Origin of the sequence: Allorhizobium sp. Av2, assembly GCF_021462805.2 — a bacterium.
Classification (GTDB): Bacteria; Pseudomonadota; Alphaproteobacteria; order Rhizobiales; family Rhizobiaceae; genus Allorhizobium; species Allorhizobium vitis_G.
This window is the reverse complement of record NZ_CP192696.1, coordinates 979,959-994,698: the sequence shown is the minus strand read 5'-3', so window position 1 is coordinate 994,698 and position 14,740 is coordinate 979,959. Positions and strand designations below refer to the sequence as shown.

The 14,740-nt window shown below is 59.3% G+C and carries 12 protein-coding genes; 7 read left to right on the top strand and 5 right to left on the bottom strand.

What is annotated here, in order from left to right:
* The first annotated feature begins 37 nt into the window (after positions 1 to 37).
* The 6 genes from FS819_RS04735 to FS819_RS04710 all read left to right on the top strand — a co-directional run bounded on the left by FS819_RS04735 (position 38) and on the right by FS819_RS04710 (position 6,746).
* Positions 38 to 1,273: an MFS transporter gene (locus FS819_RS04735; RefSeq protein WP_156550780.1), complete on the top strand. Its 1,236-nt coding sequence runs from the start codon at positions 38 to 40 to the stop codon at positions 1,271 to 1,273.
* A gap of 87 nt (positions 1,274 to 1,360) precedes the next feature.
* Entirely contained in the window at positions 1,361 to 2,773 is a 1,413-nt protein-coding gene (locus tag FS819_RS04730; RefSeq protein WP_156550781.1) for a multicopper oxidase family protein, read from the top strand.
* A gap of 252 nt (positions 2,774 to 3,025) precedes the next feature.
* On the top strand, positions 3,026 to 4,180 hold the full coding sequence (rnd, locus tag FS819_RS04725) for a ribonuclease D (RefSeq protein ID WP_156550782.1): 1,155 nt from the start codon (positions 3,026 to 3,028) through the stop codon (positions 4,178 to 4,180).
* A gap of 41 nt (positions 4,181 to 4,221) precedes the next feature.
* Complete coding sequence (locus tag FS819_RS04720; RefSeq protein WP_197435830.1) at positions 4,222 to 4,674, top strand: GNAT family N-acetyltransferase; 453 nt, start codon at positions 4,222 to 4,224, stop codon at positions 4,672 to 4,674.
* Positions 4,675 to 4,749: 75 nt separating this feature from the next.
* A complete protein-coding gene (locus FS819_RS04715) occupies positions 4,750 to 5,727 on the top strand; it encodes a small ribosomal subunit Rsm22 family protein (RefSeq protein WP_234624909.1) in 978 nt (325 codons plus the stop codon).
* On the top strand, positions 5,727 to 6,746 hold the full coding sequence (locus tag FS819_RS04710) for a DUF2891 domain-containing protein (protein ID WP_156550784.1): 1,020 nt from the start codon (positions 5,727 to 5,729) through the stop codon (positions 6,744 to 6,746). Before FS819_RS04715 ends, FS819_RS04710 begins: the two co-directional genes overlap by 1 nt.
* Here the strand turns inward: FS819_RS04710 and FS819_RS04705 are convergent.
* Complete coding sequence (locus FS819_RS04705; protein WP_156550785.1) at positions 6,730 to 8,091, bottom strand: Nramp family divalent metal transporter; 1,362 nt, start codon at positions 8,089 to 8,091, stop codon at positions 6,730 to 6,732. The genes FS819_RS04710 and FS819_RS04705 overlap by 17 nt on opposite strands.
* A gap of 277 nt (positions 8,092 to 8,368) precedes the next feature.
* Here FS819_RS04705 and mntR point away from each other — a divergent pair, with 277 nt between their 5' ends.
* On the top strand, positions 8,369 to 8,860 hold the full coding sequence (gene mntR, locus FS819_RS04700) for a manganese-binding transcriptional regulator MntR (RefSeq protein WP_156550786.1): 492 nt from the start codon (positions 8,369 to 8,371) through the stop codon (positions 8,858 to 8,860).
* Positions 8,861 to 8,877: 17 nt separating this feature from the next.
* On the opposite strand, the gene ppx is transcribed toward mntR, so the two are convergent.
* The 4 genes from ppx to FS819_RS04680 form a co-directional block, all read right to left on the bottom strand.
* The gene (gene ppx, locus FS819_RS04695) at positions 8,878 to 10,398 is read right to left on the bottom strand and encodes an exopolyphosphatase (RefSeq protein ID WP_156550787.1); all 1,521 of its coding nucleotides are present in this window, start codon (positions 10,396 to 10,398) and stop codon (positions 8,878 to 8,880) included.
* Positions 10,399 to 10,472: 74 nt separating this feature from the next.
* A complete protein-coding gene (locus FS819_RS04690) occupies positions 10,473 to 12,677 on the bottom strand; it encodes an RNA degradosome polyphosphate kinase (protein WP_234624910.1) in 2,205 nt (734 codons plus the stop codon).
* A 164-nt stretch (positions 12,678 to 12,841) separates the two neighbouring features.
* Positions 12,842 to 13,564 (bottom strand): DnaA regulatory inactivator HdaA, encoded by a 723-nt coding sequence (gene hdaA / locus FS819_RS04685; protein ID WP_156550788.1) that lies wholly within the window; start codon positions 13,562 to 13,564, stop codon positions 12,842 to 12,844.
* Entirely contained in the window at positions 13,565 to 14,704 is a 1,140-nt protein-coding gene (locus tag FS819_RS04680) for an AI-2E family transporter (protein WP_156550789.1), read from the bottom strand.
* Positions 14,705 to 14,740 lie beyond the last annotated feature (36 nt).

Here is a 14,740-nt window from a genome sequence, read left to right as displayed (position 1 = left end):
TAGCCCGACTCACCTGCATTTGAAAATCCTGCCCATCATGAACGATATCCGTCCGCTTTTGCCCTTGCTCGTCACCGCCGGTATTCTGATCGGCGGCAATGGCTTGCAAGGCACGTTCATTTCGCTGCGCGCCCTTGAAGAAGGGTTCTCGACGACGATGATCGGCGTGGTCGGCACCGGCTATAATATCGGCTTTGCCATCGGCTGCATCTATGTCACCCGGCTGATCCGGGAAATCGGCCATATCCGCGCCTTTGCCGGGCTGGCGGCGATTGCCTCTGCCGCCTCCATCGCCATGCTGATCTTCATCCATCCTGCCGCATGGTTTTCGATGCGGCTCATCCAGGGCATCTGCTTTGCCGGATTGTTTGCCGTGGTGGAAAGCTGGCTCAATGCCCGCGTCACCAACGAAACACGGGCGCGCACCTTGTCCATCTACCGCTTCGTCGATCTCGGCTCCGTCACCGTGGCGCAATATGTCATTCCGGCGGTAGGGATTTCCGGTGTCGATCTGTTTGCGCTGATCGCCATGGCGCTGTCCCTGTCGCTGGTGCCAATTTCCTTTGCCGACCGCACCAGCCCCACCCCGCCCCGGCATGTGGAGTTTAACATCAAGGCCCTGTGGGGCATTTCGCCGCTGGCGACCATCGGATGTATCGTCGTCGGGCTGACCAATTCCAGTTTCCGTTCGCTCGGACCGATCTATGCGCAGGATCTTGGCATGTCGGTCACGGCCATCGTCACCTTCATGAGCATAGGTATTTTTGCGGGCGTGGTGCTACAATATCCGCTCGGCCATTATTCTGACAAGCTGGATCGGCGCACCATCATTCTGGTAGCCGCCGGCGGTGCAATGCTAGCCGGGCTATTCCTGACCTTCGTGGCGGGAACGAGCGAAATCCTCAATTTCATCGGGATTTTCCTGTTCGGAGCCTTTGCCATGCCGCTCTATTCGCTGTGCTCGGCCCATGCCAATGACCACGCCGCCCCCGGTCAACATGCGCTGGTCTCTGCGGGAACGCTGTTCTTCTGGTCCTGCGGGGCCGTTGTCGGGCCGATGTTTGCCTCTGTCCTGCTCGACCATTTCGGCCCAAGGGCGTTGTTTAGCTATATGGTCGTCGTGCTGGCGCTGTTCATCCTCTATACCCTGCTGCGGATGCGGGCGCGCGAGGCGGTTCCGACGGAAGAGCGGCGCTATCCCTTCCGGGCGCTGCTGCGCACCTCGGCCTTTTTCAGCAAGCTCGCAGCACCTGTGCGAACGAAGCGGAAATAGGCTCGGCGGCATCGGCCTGGGATATTGCTGATTTCGATAATCAACTTTAAAAGATCTGCGTCCCGTCCGACGCTGGAACCGCCCATCATGCCCATTCTCTCCCGCCGCACCCTGTTGAAAGCCTCCGCTGTTGCCACTGCCTATGGCGCAGGGCTCGGCATTACCAGCCGCTTCCAGGGCACGCGCATGGCCTTTGCCGCCCCCAAACCACTGGAGATCGAGGCGCGGTTTACTTCGGCCACACTCGACGGCAGCCACGAGACGAAAAAGCTGATGAGTTTTGCTTTGCCTGGCCAGACGGCGGCAATGCCACCGACCATCCGCATGCGACGAGGCGAGCCTTTCGCGGCAAAACTCATCAACCATATCGATGATGCGACCACCATTCACTGGCATGGATTGCGGATTCCTAATGCCATGGACGGCGTGCCTTTCCTGACCCAGCCCTATGTCTATCAGGGCGACAGTTTCGATTACGCTTTCACGCCGCCGGATGCCGGTACATTCTGGTATCACCCGCATTGCAACACGCTGACCCAGATGGCGACGGGCATGACCGGGATGATCGTGGTCGAGGACCGCGATGACCCGGTCTTCGACGCGGAAATCGATCTCAATCTGCGCGACTGGCGGCTGGGCGATGATGGCCAGTTCATCGCGCTTTTTAGGCCACGCGACACCGCCAGGGCCGGAACCTTCGGCACCGTGCGCACCGCCAATTGGCAGGTGGAGCCGCGCTACGATGCGCCCAGCGGCGGTTTTACCCGGGTGCGGATCGTCAATACCGATGTGACGCGGATCTATACGCTGAAGCTGGAAGGCGCAGAGGCGGTGATCGTCGCGCTGGACGGCCAGCCGGTGCCGGCGATCCTGCCAATGGAACTTGCCATCGTTGCCCCCGGCCAGCGCATGGACATCATCCTGAAAATGCCCGACAGCGAAGGCAGCGAGGCGCGGCTGACCGATATTCGCCCCAGCACGCCAAAAATCGTGGTCAGCTTCCGCGCCACCGGTCAGTCCTTGAAACGCGATCTGAAGGAGGTGCCGCCGCTGCGGCCCAATCCTTTCAACAAGCCCGATCTCTCATCCGCCCAACATATTCCGCTGGTGCTTTCCGCCACGGCGGAAAACGGCGCGAAAGAGTCAATCTGCGGCACGCTCGGCTATTCCTTCTGGGCGATCAACAAGGTGACCTGGCCGGGCGACACCCCGGACCCGACCGCGCCACTGGCGGAATTGAAGCTGGGCAAGAGCTATATCTTCGACCTCGTGAACGACACGCCGCACGCCCATCCCATCCATCTGCATGGCATGAATTTCCAGGTGATCGCCTCCAACAACCGCCCTGCTGTACCGCTGATCTCCGATACCTATCTGGTCATGCCCGATGAAAAGGTTCAGCTGGCTTTCGTGGCTGACAATCCCGGCGACTGGGTTTTGCATTGCCATATCATCGAGCATCAGAAGACTGGCATGACAAGCTATATCCGGGTGGCGTAAAAAGACCCTGCCGCGCCGCAATGCCATGATGTCCGTTTTCGTCCAGAAGTGGAAACATGCCGCCAATCATGGCGGAGCGCATTGAATGAATTGCTTGACGGCCAGCGTTGCAAGCAGGTCACAAAGCCGTCACTTACTGCGAAAAACCGGGGAGTTTTAAAGCTTGGCAGGCTCAAACCTTGTCATCAACTTGACAACCCCGACACAAGCGGAAAGGAAAGATATGATTTCGAAGAAATATGCCGGGGCCAAATGATTTCCACAACTCAAGATTTAGAAGCCGCTTGCGAAAAACTGGCCGGATCTGAATTTATCACCATCGATACCGAATTCCTGCGCGAAACCACCTTCTGGCCGGAGCTGTGCCTGATCCAGATGGCCAGTCCAGATCTGGAAGTTATTGTTGATCCGCTGGCTGACGGGATCGATCTTGCGCCGTTTTTCAAGCTGATGGCCAATGGCGACGTGATCAAGGTGTTTCACGCTGCGCGCCAGGACATCGAAATCATTTTTCACCTCGGAAATCTCATTCCCCATCCGATCTTCGACACCCAGGTGGCGGCCATGGTCTGCGGCTTTGGCGATAGCGTGTCCTATGATCAGCTGGTCCAGAAGATCAAGAATATCCATATCGACAAAAGCTCGCGCTTTACCGACTGGAGCCGCCGTCCGCTCTCTGAAAAGCAGCTGGATTATGCGCTGGCCGATGTCACCCATCTGCGCGATGTTTATCTGACGCTGAAGGCGGAACTGGAGCGTGAAGGCCGCGCCAGCTGGCTGAGCGAAGAAATGGCCATTCTGGAATCCCGCGACACCTATGACCTGCATCCCGACGATGCCTGGCAACGGCTGAAGATGCGGCTGAGAAAACCGCAGGAACTGATGGTGATGAAAGCCGTCACCGCCTGGCGTGAGCGTGAGGCCCGCGCCCGTAACGTCCCCCGCTCACGGGTGATCAAGGACGACGCTATTTTCGAAATCGCCCAACAGCAGCCCAGGGATGTTGAGGCGCTGGGACGGCTGAGGACCATTCCGAAAGGTTGGGAGCGCTCGACGCCGGGCGGCGCGATCATCGAGGCGGTCAATGCCGCCCTGGCAATTCCCAAGGCCGAATGGCCTCAGGTCCAGCGCCAGAACCATGTGCCAGAAGGCACGGCACCGGCAGTGGAACTCCTCAAGGTACTTCTGCGCCTGACCTGCGAACAGCATGGCGTCGCCGCCAAAATGATCGCCAATACCGACGACCTGGAAAAGATTGCCGTTGAAGGCGAACAGGCCGATGTGCAGGCCATGCGCGGCTGGCGGCGTGATCTGTTCGGCGAGTCGGCGCTGAAGCTGATCAATGGCGGGGTTGCCCTTCGTTTCGTCGGCAAGAAGATCGAAGCCGTCGAATTTATCGAACCTTGATGGTGTCGCTGCGCGCGGCCACGAAAGGTGATATCGGCTTCATGATGTCGGCGGAGCGCCAGCCCGGCTACGACCTGGTGGTCGGTCGGTTCAGCGCGGCGGAACACCTTGCCAATCTCAATGACCCGGCGAAGGCCTATCGGATCGCCGTGTCGCCGGAGGACGAACCCCTCGGCTTCGTGTTGTTCCGTGACATCAACGATCCGCAGGATAATCTCTATATCAAGCGCGTCGTGGTCGCCGCTCCCGACAAGGGAACCGGCACGGCGATGATGCGGCTTGCGCTCGACTGGGCATTCACCAGCACCTCCGCCTACCGGATCTGGCTGACACATATACCGAATAACCGGCGCGCCCACGCGCTTTACAGCAAGCTCGGCTTTCAACAGGAAGGCGTGCTGCGCGGAGCCTATGGCCACCGTCAGGACCAGCGCGGCGATCTCGTGCAGATGTCACTGCTGAAACCGGAATGGGACAGCGGGACCCACGGCTGATAAGACGTGTTTGCCTCACAGTCCGTTCAACAATCGCCGCTGTTTCCCAACTCTTCAAACTGCCGGACCCTTACCGTGGAACTCCCCTCTCCCTTGAAAAGCGCCGTCGAGCGCCTGTTGGAAAACCAGCCGCTGGCACCGCTGATGAAGGCTGCCGAGCGCCTGTCGCAGCGCTACCGTAAGGAAGTGCGCGACGGACAGTTGCATATCAGCGATGATCTCGCCGCCCGCGCTTATCTGGCGGCCCGCCTGCCCGCCACCTTTGCCGCCGTCAGGGCGGCGATGGAGATGGTGGCCGAAGTGCAGGCGGATTTTGCGCCCAGAACCTTAAGCGATTTTGGCTCCGGCCCCGGCACCGCGCTTTGGGCCGCCGCCGATTGCTGGCCACAATTGCAACAGGCGACGCTGATCGAGGCCAGCCCTGCCATTCGCGCCATTGGCAAAAGCCTCTCGCAAGCCCTTCCCTTTACCTGCGACTGGCAGGCGGCCGATCTCACCAAGACCCTGCCGCCTATGGCCCCTGCCGATCTGGTGACGCTGGCCTATGTGCTCGATGAATTACCCATCGATGCGGTGGCAAGCATGACGGCAAAGCTCTGGGCCTTGACCGCAGGCACGATCATCATTGTTGAGCCCGGCACGCCAGCGGGCTGGCAGCGGATCGTCACGGCGCGGCAGGCACTTCTCGATGCGGGCGCCCATCTGCTTGCACCCTGCCCTCACCAGCAGCTCTGTCCGATCACCAGCCCGGACTGGTGCCACTTTTCAAGGCGCGTTGCCCGCTCACGCCTGCACCGGCAGGTGAAACAAGGCGAAGTGCCGTGGGAAGACGAGAAATACATTTTCATCGCCGCCTCGCGCCAGCCTGTGACCCTATCTGGAGCGCGGGTCCTGTTGCCGCCCCGGCTGGCCAGCGGCATGGTGAAGCTGAAACTGTGCCAAGGCGATGGAACGGCAGAGGAAACCACTCTCAGCCGCCGTGATGGTGCGCTGTTCAAGGCTGCACGCCGGGCCGATTGGGGTGACTTGCTGATCGCCGAGGAGGAAGACTGATGCCTGTGCCACAGAGAATGCTGGATATAGAGACGGCACATGGTTTTGCCGAAATTGCCCTTGGCCATGTCACCAGGGAATATCCCAATCACATCATGCATGTGTTCGATGGTCCGGAGGCTGGCGTCACACCCTCGGCCCTGCATCCGGTGTTCTATGGTAGTTTCGACTGGCATTCCTGCGTCCACGGCTATTGGATGTTGGCGCGGCTGCTCAGGCTTTTCCCCTCCATGCCCTCGGCACCGGCGATCCGCGACCTGTTCGATACCATGCTGGTGGCGGAAAACATCGCCGGAGAATGCCGCTATTTCGACAGGCCATCATCGCGCGGTTATGAAAGGCCCTACGGCTGGGGCTGGCTTCTGGCCCTTGCCGCCGAATTGGAGGGTTACGAACAGCCGGATTGGGCGCAAGCCTTGCTGCCGCTGACCCAACGGATCGTTGCACGCTTTGAGACATTTTTGCCGCTGGCGACCTATCCGGTTCGGGTCGGCACCCATTACAATACCGCTTTTGCCCTGCGGCTGGCCGCAGACTATGGGCACGTGTCCGGCAATTCCGCATTCCTGACACTTCTTGAGCAAACGGCCCGGCGCTGGTACGGCGCCGACCACACGTGCACGGCCTGGGGAGAGCCATCCGGCGACGAATTCCTGTCCTCATCGCTGATCGAGGCCGAATGCATGCGCCAGCTTCTGCCGCCTGCGGAATTTTCCAACTGGCTGTCGCGCTTCCTGCCAGATCTCGACCGGGGTGAGCCTGCGCATCTGATGCAGCCCGCCAATGTTTCCGACCGCAGCGATGGCAAGATCGCCCATCTGGACGGGCTAAACCTCAGCCGGGCCTGGTGCTTTTATTCGCTTTCGGCGGCGCTGACGGATCAGGATGCCGCAAGCCTGGTGCTTACCCAAGCCGCTGAGCGGCATCTGGATACTGCACTCGCCCATGTCGCGGGCGACTATATGGGCGAGCATTGGCTTGCAAGCTTTGCCGTGCTGGCGCTTACACAGCCCCGCTGAAGACATCCCAGAGCAGTTTGAGATTGAGCGCGATGATGATCGCAGCAATCACCCAGGCCAGGGCCGCCGTCCAGCGGGAGATGACGAACGATCCCATCTTGCGCTTGTCGCTGACGAATTGCACCAGCGGCACGACGGCAAAGGGCAATTGCATCGACAAGATGACCTGGCTGAGCACCAGCAGCTCTGCCGTTCCCTTGTTGCCGTATAGCCAGGTGACGATCACGACCGGAATGATCGCCAGACAGCGGGTCAGCAGGCGGCGCGCCCAATTGGGGATGGTCAGCCGCAGGAACCCTTCCATGACGATCTGCCCGGCCAGCGTTGCCGTGACAGTGGAATTGATGCCGGAGGCGAGCAGCGCCACGGCAAACAGGGTGGAGGCAAGGCCGAAGCCCAGAAGCGGCGACAGCAATTGATGCGCCTGCTCGATTTCCGCCACATCGGTGCGGCCATTGGCATGAAACACCACGGCGGCGATGATCAGGATCGAGGCATTGACGAACAGCGCCAGCATCAGCGCAATCGTGCTATCCAGCGTCGCCCATTTGATCGCATCCTTGCGCCCCCGGTCATTGCGCTCATAGGCGCGGGTCTGGACGATGGAAGAATGCAGGTAGAGATTATGCGGCATAACCGTCGCGCCGATAATGCCGATGGCGACATAGAGCATTTCGCGATTGGTGATCACTTCCGTGGACGGAATGAAGCCCGACAGAATCTCGGCGACTGGCGGTTGGGCCGCGATGATCTGCGCCATAAAACACAGGGCGATAATCGTCAGCATCGACACCACGAAGGCTTCCAGAAACCGAAACCCCTTGTTCATCAATAGCAACAGCAAAACCGTATCGAGCGCGGTAATCAGCGCCCCGCCGATCAGCGGAATGCCGAACAGCAATTGCAGGGCGATGGCCGTACCGATCACTTCCGCCAGATCGCAGGCGATAATCGCCACTTCGCAGGCCAGCCACAGACAGATGCGCACCGGCGGCGAATAATGGTCGCGGCAGGCCTGGGCGAGATCCCGCCCGGTGGCAATGCCAAGCCGGGCTGACAGCGCCTGCAACAGGATCGCCATCAGGTTGGAAATCATGATGACCGACAAAAGCGTATAGCCGAACTGCGACCCGCCAGCGATATCCGTCGCCCAATTGCCGGGATCCATATAGCCGACCGAAATCATATAGCCCGGTCCGGCAAAGGCCATCAGCTTACGCATCCAGGAGCCGATCTTCGGCACATGGATAGAGGCATGCACTTCCGGCAGACTGGCGCGGTCATCTCCCGGCCGCGCAAAACTCCAGGCCCCTTTCGGGGCGGGACTGGTTTCCAATTTCGACATAAGTGCCCGTAGCCTGTTTTTTATTGCGATTAATTCGCAACAATCTGCGCCGGTTTTTTTAATTATGCAATAGGCTATATTCTATTGCATTGGCTTTATTCGAAACGTTTGGCCATGGGTGACGCCCCGTAACCCCGCCCTTTTTCGACGTCTGCCGGAGGCTGGTCATCAAGGCCAAGACTTGCTACTGCATTGTTTCGCCCGAACCAGGCCACAGCGCACGGTTGCGTCAAAAATGGTGCAAGGCGAGCGACCCACTGAATAAGAGGAACAGCATTTGGCGCGCATATCTCCTTCAAAGCCCCGGACCGGTTCCCTGCCGGATGCCGACGCCCATTCCGAAGGGTTCCGGCAGGCGCGAGAGGCACAGCGCAGCGCGCTGGTGGAGGACTATGTCGAACTGATTGCCGATCTGATCGCTGAGGGTCAGGAAGCCCGGCAGGTGGATATCGCCCAGCGGCTCGGCGTCGCCCAGCCAACCGTGGCCAAGATGCTGGCCCGACTGACCGAAGGCGGTCTGATTTCCCGCAAACCTTATCGCGGAGTCTTCCTGACCGAGGCCGGAGAAAAGCTGGCGCAGGAAAGCCGCGAGCGGCATGAGACCGTCGAGGCATTTTTGAAAATGCTCGGGGTATGCGAGAAAACCGCAAGGATCGATGCCGAGGGCATCGAGCATTATGTTAGCGCCGAAACGCTGGCGGCTTTTCGTAAAGCGCTGACAGATGGACTTTCCGAATCACGGGCAGCAGAGATTGGCGATCACCAATAACCGCCTTAGCAATTAACTCACTCGAAGCGAAAGGCCAGCCGCTTGCCCGTCAGTTTCGAGAGTTGCTGCAAACGGCCATCCAGGCGCTCCCCGGCAAATTCGTGATAGTCCTTCGGCACCACGAATTCGAGGTCCAGATCCGGGCGCTTTGAGCGCTCAAACGTCAGATGATCGACCACGCCCGGCATCGAGGCGGAAAACAGATAGACGACGCGCAGCAACCCACCCAAGAGCTTTGCCCGGTCCAGCAGTCGTTGCGTGGCAATGGTGGCGAGCGGCCCCGTCTGCCCATCATCATGCAGGCCTTCGAACCGGTAGTAATTGCTGAGCGCGATAAAGGCCCGGCCCGGATGGCTAATGCCGACAAAGGAGGAGTGGGCAATCAGGTTCAGCGCCTGCAAGCCGCGATAATCGGGATGGGCGCGCCAGCTGAGATCAGCCAGAAGGCAGGCGGCCTGACGATAGCGCGCCTCTTCCTCCGTCTCCACGACATCGAAAAACGGCATCATCGCGCCGGACCATTGCGCAAGCTCACGCGCATGTTCCGGCGAGCGGGCTCGCAGGATCGCCAATTCGTCGGCGGCTTCCAGCAAGGGGTCCAATGCACGGATCTCGTCCGACAGCTTGGAATAGAGATAGCCCTCACGCACGCCTTGTGCGGAAAAGCACACCCGGGCGGGCTGCATGGCCTCCAGAACTTCGCGAAGGGCAACCGCACCGAAAGGAATCAATGTGCGGCGGCTCTTGGAGACCGTCTGCCAGGCCGGTGCGCGAGCACTGACACCGGTGATGATCTCGTTGAGAAACTGCATCATCTCGGCTGTGGACACTTCATAGCCCTGCATCATGTGCAGGGGGTAATTGCGGATTTCCATATGCAGCTTGGCAATATTGCGCCATGTGCCACCGACTGCATAAAAGGTCCGCCCCTGGCCATTTTTCAAAAGGCTGGCGGAGCGAACCTGTTTGCGGGTAAAACTGGCCGCCTTTTCAAGGGAGCCTTCTGATAGTTCCGATAGTCGCAAGCCGCCAAGCGGCAGGGTAATTCCCTTGCCAATCACCTGTCCCTTGACATCGACCAGTTCAAGAGAGCCGCCGCCCAGATCGCCGGCAATGCCATCGGGGTCGTGAAAGCCGCTGATGATGCCATAGGCGGAATAGAGCGCCTCTTCCTCGCCGGACAGAACTTCGATTTTATGGTCGAGGATCTCTTCGGCCTCGGCGATGAACGCGGGGCCATTTTGCGCCTCGCGCGCCGCAGCCGTCGCCAGAACATGCATGGAGACCGCGCGAGCCTGCTGCGATAAGGCGTGAAAACGCTTCAGCGCCAAAAGCGCGCGCCTGACACCCTCTTCATCCATCCTGCCGGTCTTGGCGAGGCCCTTGCCCAGGCCGCACAGCACTTTCTCGTTAAAGAGAATGGCAGGCGCCCGCGACAGGCCCTCGTAGATGACAAGACGAATGGAATTCGAACCGATATCGACAACGGAAACAGGGGAAATTCCGGGGAGACGCCCCTGCGCTTCGGATTGGGTCATGCGTATCCAGTTTGGCGTTCACTTGCTTTGCAGGTCTATCCGAAAGCTGGTCACCCGCCTTTCGGAAAACCTGCTTAGCTTTTCCGACCGGAAACAACCCCGGCGATCAGCTTCGGCGCGCTCGATTTCAAGGCTTCTCCTCGCCCGGACAGGCTGGGATTGGTCATGAAATACTGTTGCGCGTTAAAAGGTTCCTCGCCTGCGCGCACATCGATGCGCCTCGACGTTCCATCGGGCAATATCTCGTAGCTCTGCTGGTTGTCAATCAGATTGCCCAGCATGATCTGCGAGAGAACCTGTTCATGCACGGTTGGGTTGACCAGCGGCACCAGGGTTTCGACACGCCGATCCAGATTACGCGGCATCATATCGGCCGAGCCGATATAGACCAGCGCCTTTTCGGAGGGCAGACGATGGCCGTTACCGAAGCAGAAAATCCGGCTGTGTTCAAGAAAACGTCCGATGATCGATTTGACCCGGATATTTTCCGAGAGACCCGCCACTTGCGGCCGAAGGCAGCAGATGCCGCGAATGACCAGATCCACCTCGACGCCAGCGGCACTGGCCCGGTAAAGCGCATCGATAATCTCAGGATCGACCAGAGAGTTCATCTTCATCCAGATGCCGGACGGTTTACCGTCCTTGGCATTGCTGGTTTCTTCCTCGATATGGCGCAGGATGCGCGAGCGCATCGTGTAGGGAGACACCGCCAGTTTCATGTTCTCCTCCGGCTCGCCATAGCCGGTGATGAAGTTGAAGACATTGGCCATGTCATGGGCAATCTTCGGATTGCAGGTGAAGAACGACAGGTCCGTATAGATCTTCGCGGTAATCGGGTGATAATTGCCGGTGCCGAGATGGCAATAGGTCCTGAGCTTGCCGTCCTCACGGCGCACCACCATGGACATCTTGGCATGGGTTTTCAGCTCGATAAAGCCGAACACCACCTGCACGCCAGCCCGCTCCAGGTCGCGTGCCCAGCGAATATTGGCCTCTTCGTCAAACCGGGCCTTCAACTCCACCAGCGCCGTCACCGATTTTCCGGCATCGGCGGCATCGATCAGGGCGCGGACAATCGGGCTATCATTCGAGGTACGGTAAAGCGTCTGCTTGATCGCCAGCACGTCGGGATCGCGGGCAGCCTGAAGCAGGAACTGCACCACGACATCAAAGCTTTCATAGGGGTGGTGGACCACCATGTCCTTTTCGCGGATGGCCGCCAGGCAATCGCCCATATGCTCACGAACCCGCTCCGGGAACCGGGCATTGTAAGGCTCAAACCGCAAATCTTCACGCGGGGCCTTGGTGATTTCAGATATGGTATTCAGCGCCAACAGTCCTGGCAGAACCGCGACGCGATTATCAGGCACATTCAATTCCTGCACCACGAACTGGCGCAGCGCCGCTGGCATTTCCGAATCGGTTTCGATGCGGATCACCTTGCCGCGACGGCGGCGTTTCAGGGCGGTTTCGAAAAACCGAACAAGATCTTCGGCCTCTTCCTCGACCTCAATATCGCTGTCGCGGATGATGCGGAAGGTGCCATAACCCTTGACCTCATAGCCGGGATAGAGCCGGTGGATAAACATGCCGACCACATCTTCGAGCGTGATGTAGCGGATGGTGTTCTTGTCGTCGGGCAGGCGAATGAAGCGGTCCAGCGCGGTCGGCAGGCGCAGCAGTGCCGTCATTGGCTCCTTGCCGTGCAGGCTTTCCAGTTGCAGCCCCATGGAAAAGCCGAGATTGGGAATGAAGGGGAACGGATGGGCCGGATCGATGGACAGTGGCGTCAGGACCGGAAAGATCGACTGCTCGAATTCAGTCCCCAGCCAGGTGCGGTCTTCCTCGGAAAGAGCCGAGGGCCGGACGATCAGAATGTCTTCCTTGGCGAGATATTGCTGCAAGACGGCCAGCGACGCCTGCTGTTCCATTTGCAGATTGTCGATTTCCTTGAGGATATCTTCCAATTGCTCGACGGGCGTGCGTCCGTCCGGGCTCTTGATGACGATGCCCTGGCGCACCTGGCCTTCCAGCCCGGCGACGCGCACCATGAAAAACTCATCCAGGTTGGCGGCGGAAATCGACAGGAAGCGCACACGCTCCAGCAGCGGATGGGCGGTGTTCAGGGTTTCCTCCAGCACCCGCCGATTGAATTGCAGCCAGGAAAATTCACGATTGATGAAGCGATGCGGGCTGGAGAGCAATTCCTCGCGCGCGACCTCTTCTCCCGCCAGGATAACCGTTTCCTGAGATACCGCCGATTCCGTCACCGATTCCATTGTTCCCGCCTTCGTTTTCAATGCCTTGCGGCATGGCGTCCCAGCTTCATGCAAAACGCAATGCAAGCCATGACACTTCTATTGATTGCAAATCCCGCTAAAACTCTGAGGGAGTCACAGACTTGCCCAACTATACCAGCAACACGACGTTCCTGTGACAACCGTTAGCCGTCGATTGCAGAGAGAGAATCCAGAACCTCCGCCGCCAGCGCCCGCGAAATTTTGACCCGACGCGCCAGTGCCAGCCGATCAAGGTGCTCGACAACGGTCTGGGCGGCGGCCAGCGACCGTTCCATACGCTGAACGATATAATCAACGACCCGTTCGTCAATCGCCAATTGACGGTCGGCAAACAGCTTGACGATCACCTGCGACAGCAAAGCCTCGTCCGGCTCGCCGATTTCAACCAGGGTCGCGGCCTTCAGCCGGGAACGCAGATCGGCCAGTTTGACCGGCCAGGACAATGGCCAGGTGCGCGAGGTGATCAGCAGGCTCGTACCATGCTGCTTGACGCTATTGATCACATGAAACAGCTCGACCTCGTCGAAATCCGCCCGGTCAGCGTCCTCAAACAATACCGGTCCCTTGGATGCGATCAGGGAGCTCTCTGCATCGGCCACAGGGAGAATATCGACGGCCCCGCTTTGCGCCCGCCAGATTTCCGCCAGATGCGATTTGCCGGAGCCTTGCGGCCCCGACAGAATCACCACCGGTGACGGCCAGCTGGGCCAGGCATCGACAACAGACACGGCAGCCGCCAGCCGGTCCGAGACCAAAAGGTCGTCGCGGCCCGATGCCGGGCTGTGGCCCAAGGCGAGCGGTAGTTGTTCGCCCGTTTTGCCTTCATATGCTGGGTGCCGCACCGCTGTCTTGTCGATGTCACGCATTTACGTCTCTGAAATGACTGGAGGACGGACGTCCTTGATAACGGTCGCCTCCTCACCATAGTATAGATCGCTGTCAAGATATCGCCGCACGGCAAAGCGGACAAGCACGCCAACCGCCGCCGCGCAGGGAACCGCGACCAGAACCCCAAGAAAACCGAAGAGCGAGCCGAAGGCGAACATCGCAAACATCAGCCAGACGGGATGCAGGCCAACGCTGGAGCCAACCAGCTTGGGCTGAAGGACATTGCCTTCCAGAAACTGGCCGGTGAAGAAGAATACGCCTGTAATGACCACCCAGAGATAATCGGGCCAGAACTGCACCGCCGCCATGCCGAGCGCCAGAATCAGACCAACGGATGAGCCGACATAGGGAATGAAGCTGATCATGCCGGTGAAAAAGCCGATCAGCAGGCCGAAATTCAAACCGATCAGCGACAGGCCGACCGCGTAATAAATGCCGAGAATGAGGCAGAGCGAGCCCTGACCACGCACGAAACCGGCAATAGTCCGATTCATTTCGCGGGCGATTTCCCGCACGGCGCCGACCTGATTGCGCGGAATGAGGCTGTCCAGCTTGTCCATCATCCGGTCCCAGTCGAGCAACAGATAAAAGGCGACGACAGGGGTCACCACCAGCAGAGAGATGATATCCAGCAGCGCCTTGCCGGAATTCCACAATTGCGACAGAAGCGTGCCGATAAAGCCCGCCCCTTCCGCCAGATAGCGGGAAAAATTGCCCTTGATCGCCGCCATCTGGGTGCTCACCTGGCCATTCAGCCATTTCGGCACCCAGGAGGCGTTGGATTTGGCAATCAGCGCCTGCAACTGGCTGACATAATCGGGAATATTGGTGATGAAGTCGTTGAGCTGGGTGACGAGGACCGGAATGATGATCACCAGCGACAACACGAAGATCACCACGAAGGACACCAGGATCAGCACCGTTGCCATCATCCGCGACAGGCCCAGCCGCTCCAGCCGGTCGGCGACCGGATCGAGAAAATAGGCGAGCGCCATGCCGGCCACGAAGGGCAGCAGAATGGAACTGAAGGTCAGCAGAAAGGCAATGACCACTGCGAGTGTGCCAATGCCGAAAAGAACCTGCCGCCAGAAAACGGGGCCGCTGACGCGCTTGATCATGACTTACTGTCCTTCCCGGCGGATTGCCTTTTTGCA

What these genes read in the sequence shown, in the direction of transcription:
- FS819_RS04735 (WP_156550780.1), top strand. Translation starts at nt 38, where the DNA reads ATGAACGATATCCGTCCGCTTTTGCCCTTGCTCGTCACCGCCGGTATT.
- FS819_RS04730 (WP_156550781.1), top strand. Translation starts at nt 1,361, where the DNA reads ATGCCCATTCTCTCCCGCCGCACCCTGTTGAAAGCCTCCGCTGTTGCC.
- rnd (WP_156550782.1), top strand. Translation starts at nt 3,026, where the DNA reads ATGATTTCCACAACTCAAGATTTAGAAGCCGCTTGCGAAAAACTGGCC.
- FS819_RS04720 (WP_197435830.1), top strand. Translation starts at nt 4,222, where the DNA reads ATGATGTCGGCGGAGCGCCAGCCCGGCTACGACCTGGTGGTCGGTCGG.
- FS819_RS04710 (WP_156550784.1), top strand. Translation starts at nt 5,727, where the DNA reads ATGCCTGTGCCACAGAGAATGCTGGATATAGAGACGGCACATGGTTTT.
- FS819_RS04705 (WP_156550785.1), bottom strand. Translation starts at nt 8,091, where the DNA reads ATGTCGAAATTGGAAACCAGTCCCGCCCCGAAAGGGGCCTGGAGTTTT.
- ppx (WP_156550787.1), bottom strand. Translation starts at nt 10,398, where the DNA reads ATGACCCAATCCGAAGCGCAGGGGCGTCTCCCCGGAATTTCCCCTGTT.
- FS819_RS04690 (WP_234624910.1), bottom strand. Translation starts at nt 12,677, where the DNA reads ATGGAATCGGTGACGGAATCGGCGGTATCTCAGGAAACGGTTATCCTG.
- hdaA (WP_156550788.1), bottom strand. Translation starts at nt 13,564, where the DNA reads ATGCGTGACATCGACAAGACAGCGGTGCGGCACCCAGCATATGAAGGC.
- FS819_RS04680 (WP_156550789.1), bottom strand. Translation starts at nt 14,704, where the DNA reads ATGATCAAGCGCGTCAGCGGCCCCGTTTTCTGGCGGCAGGTTCTTTTC.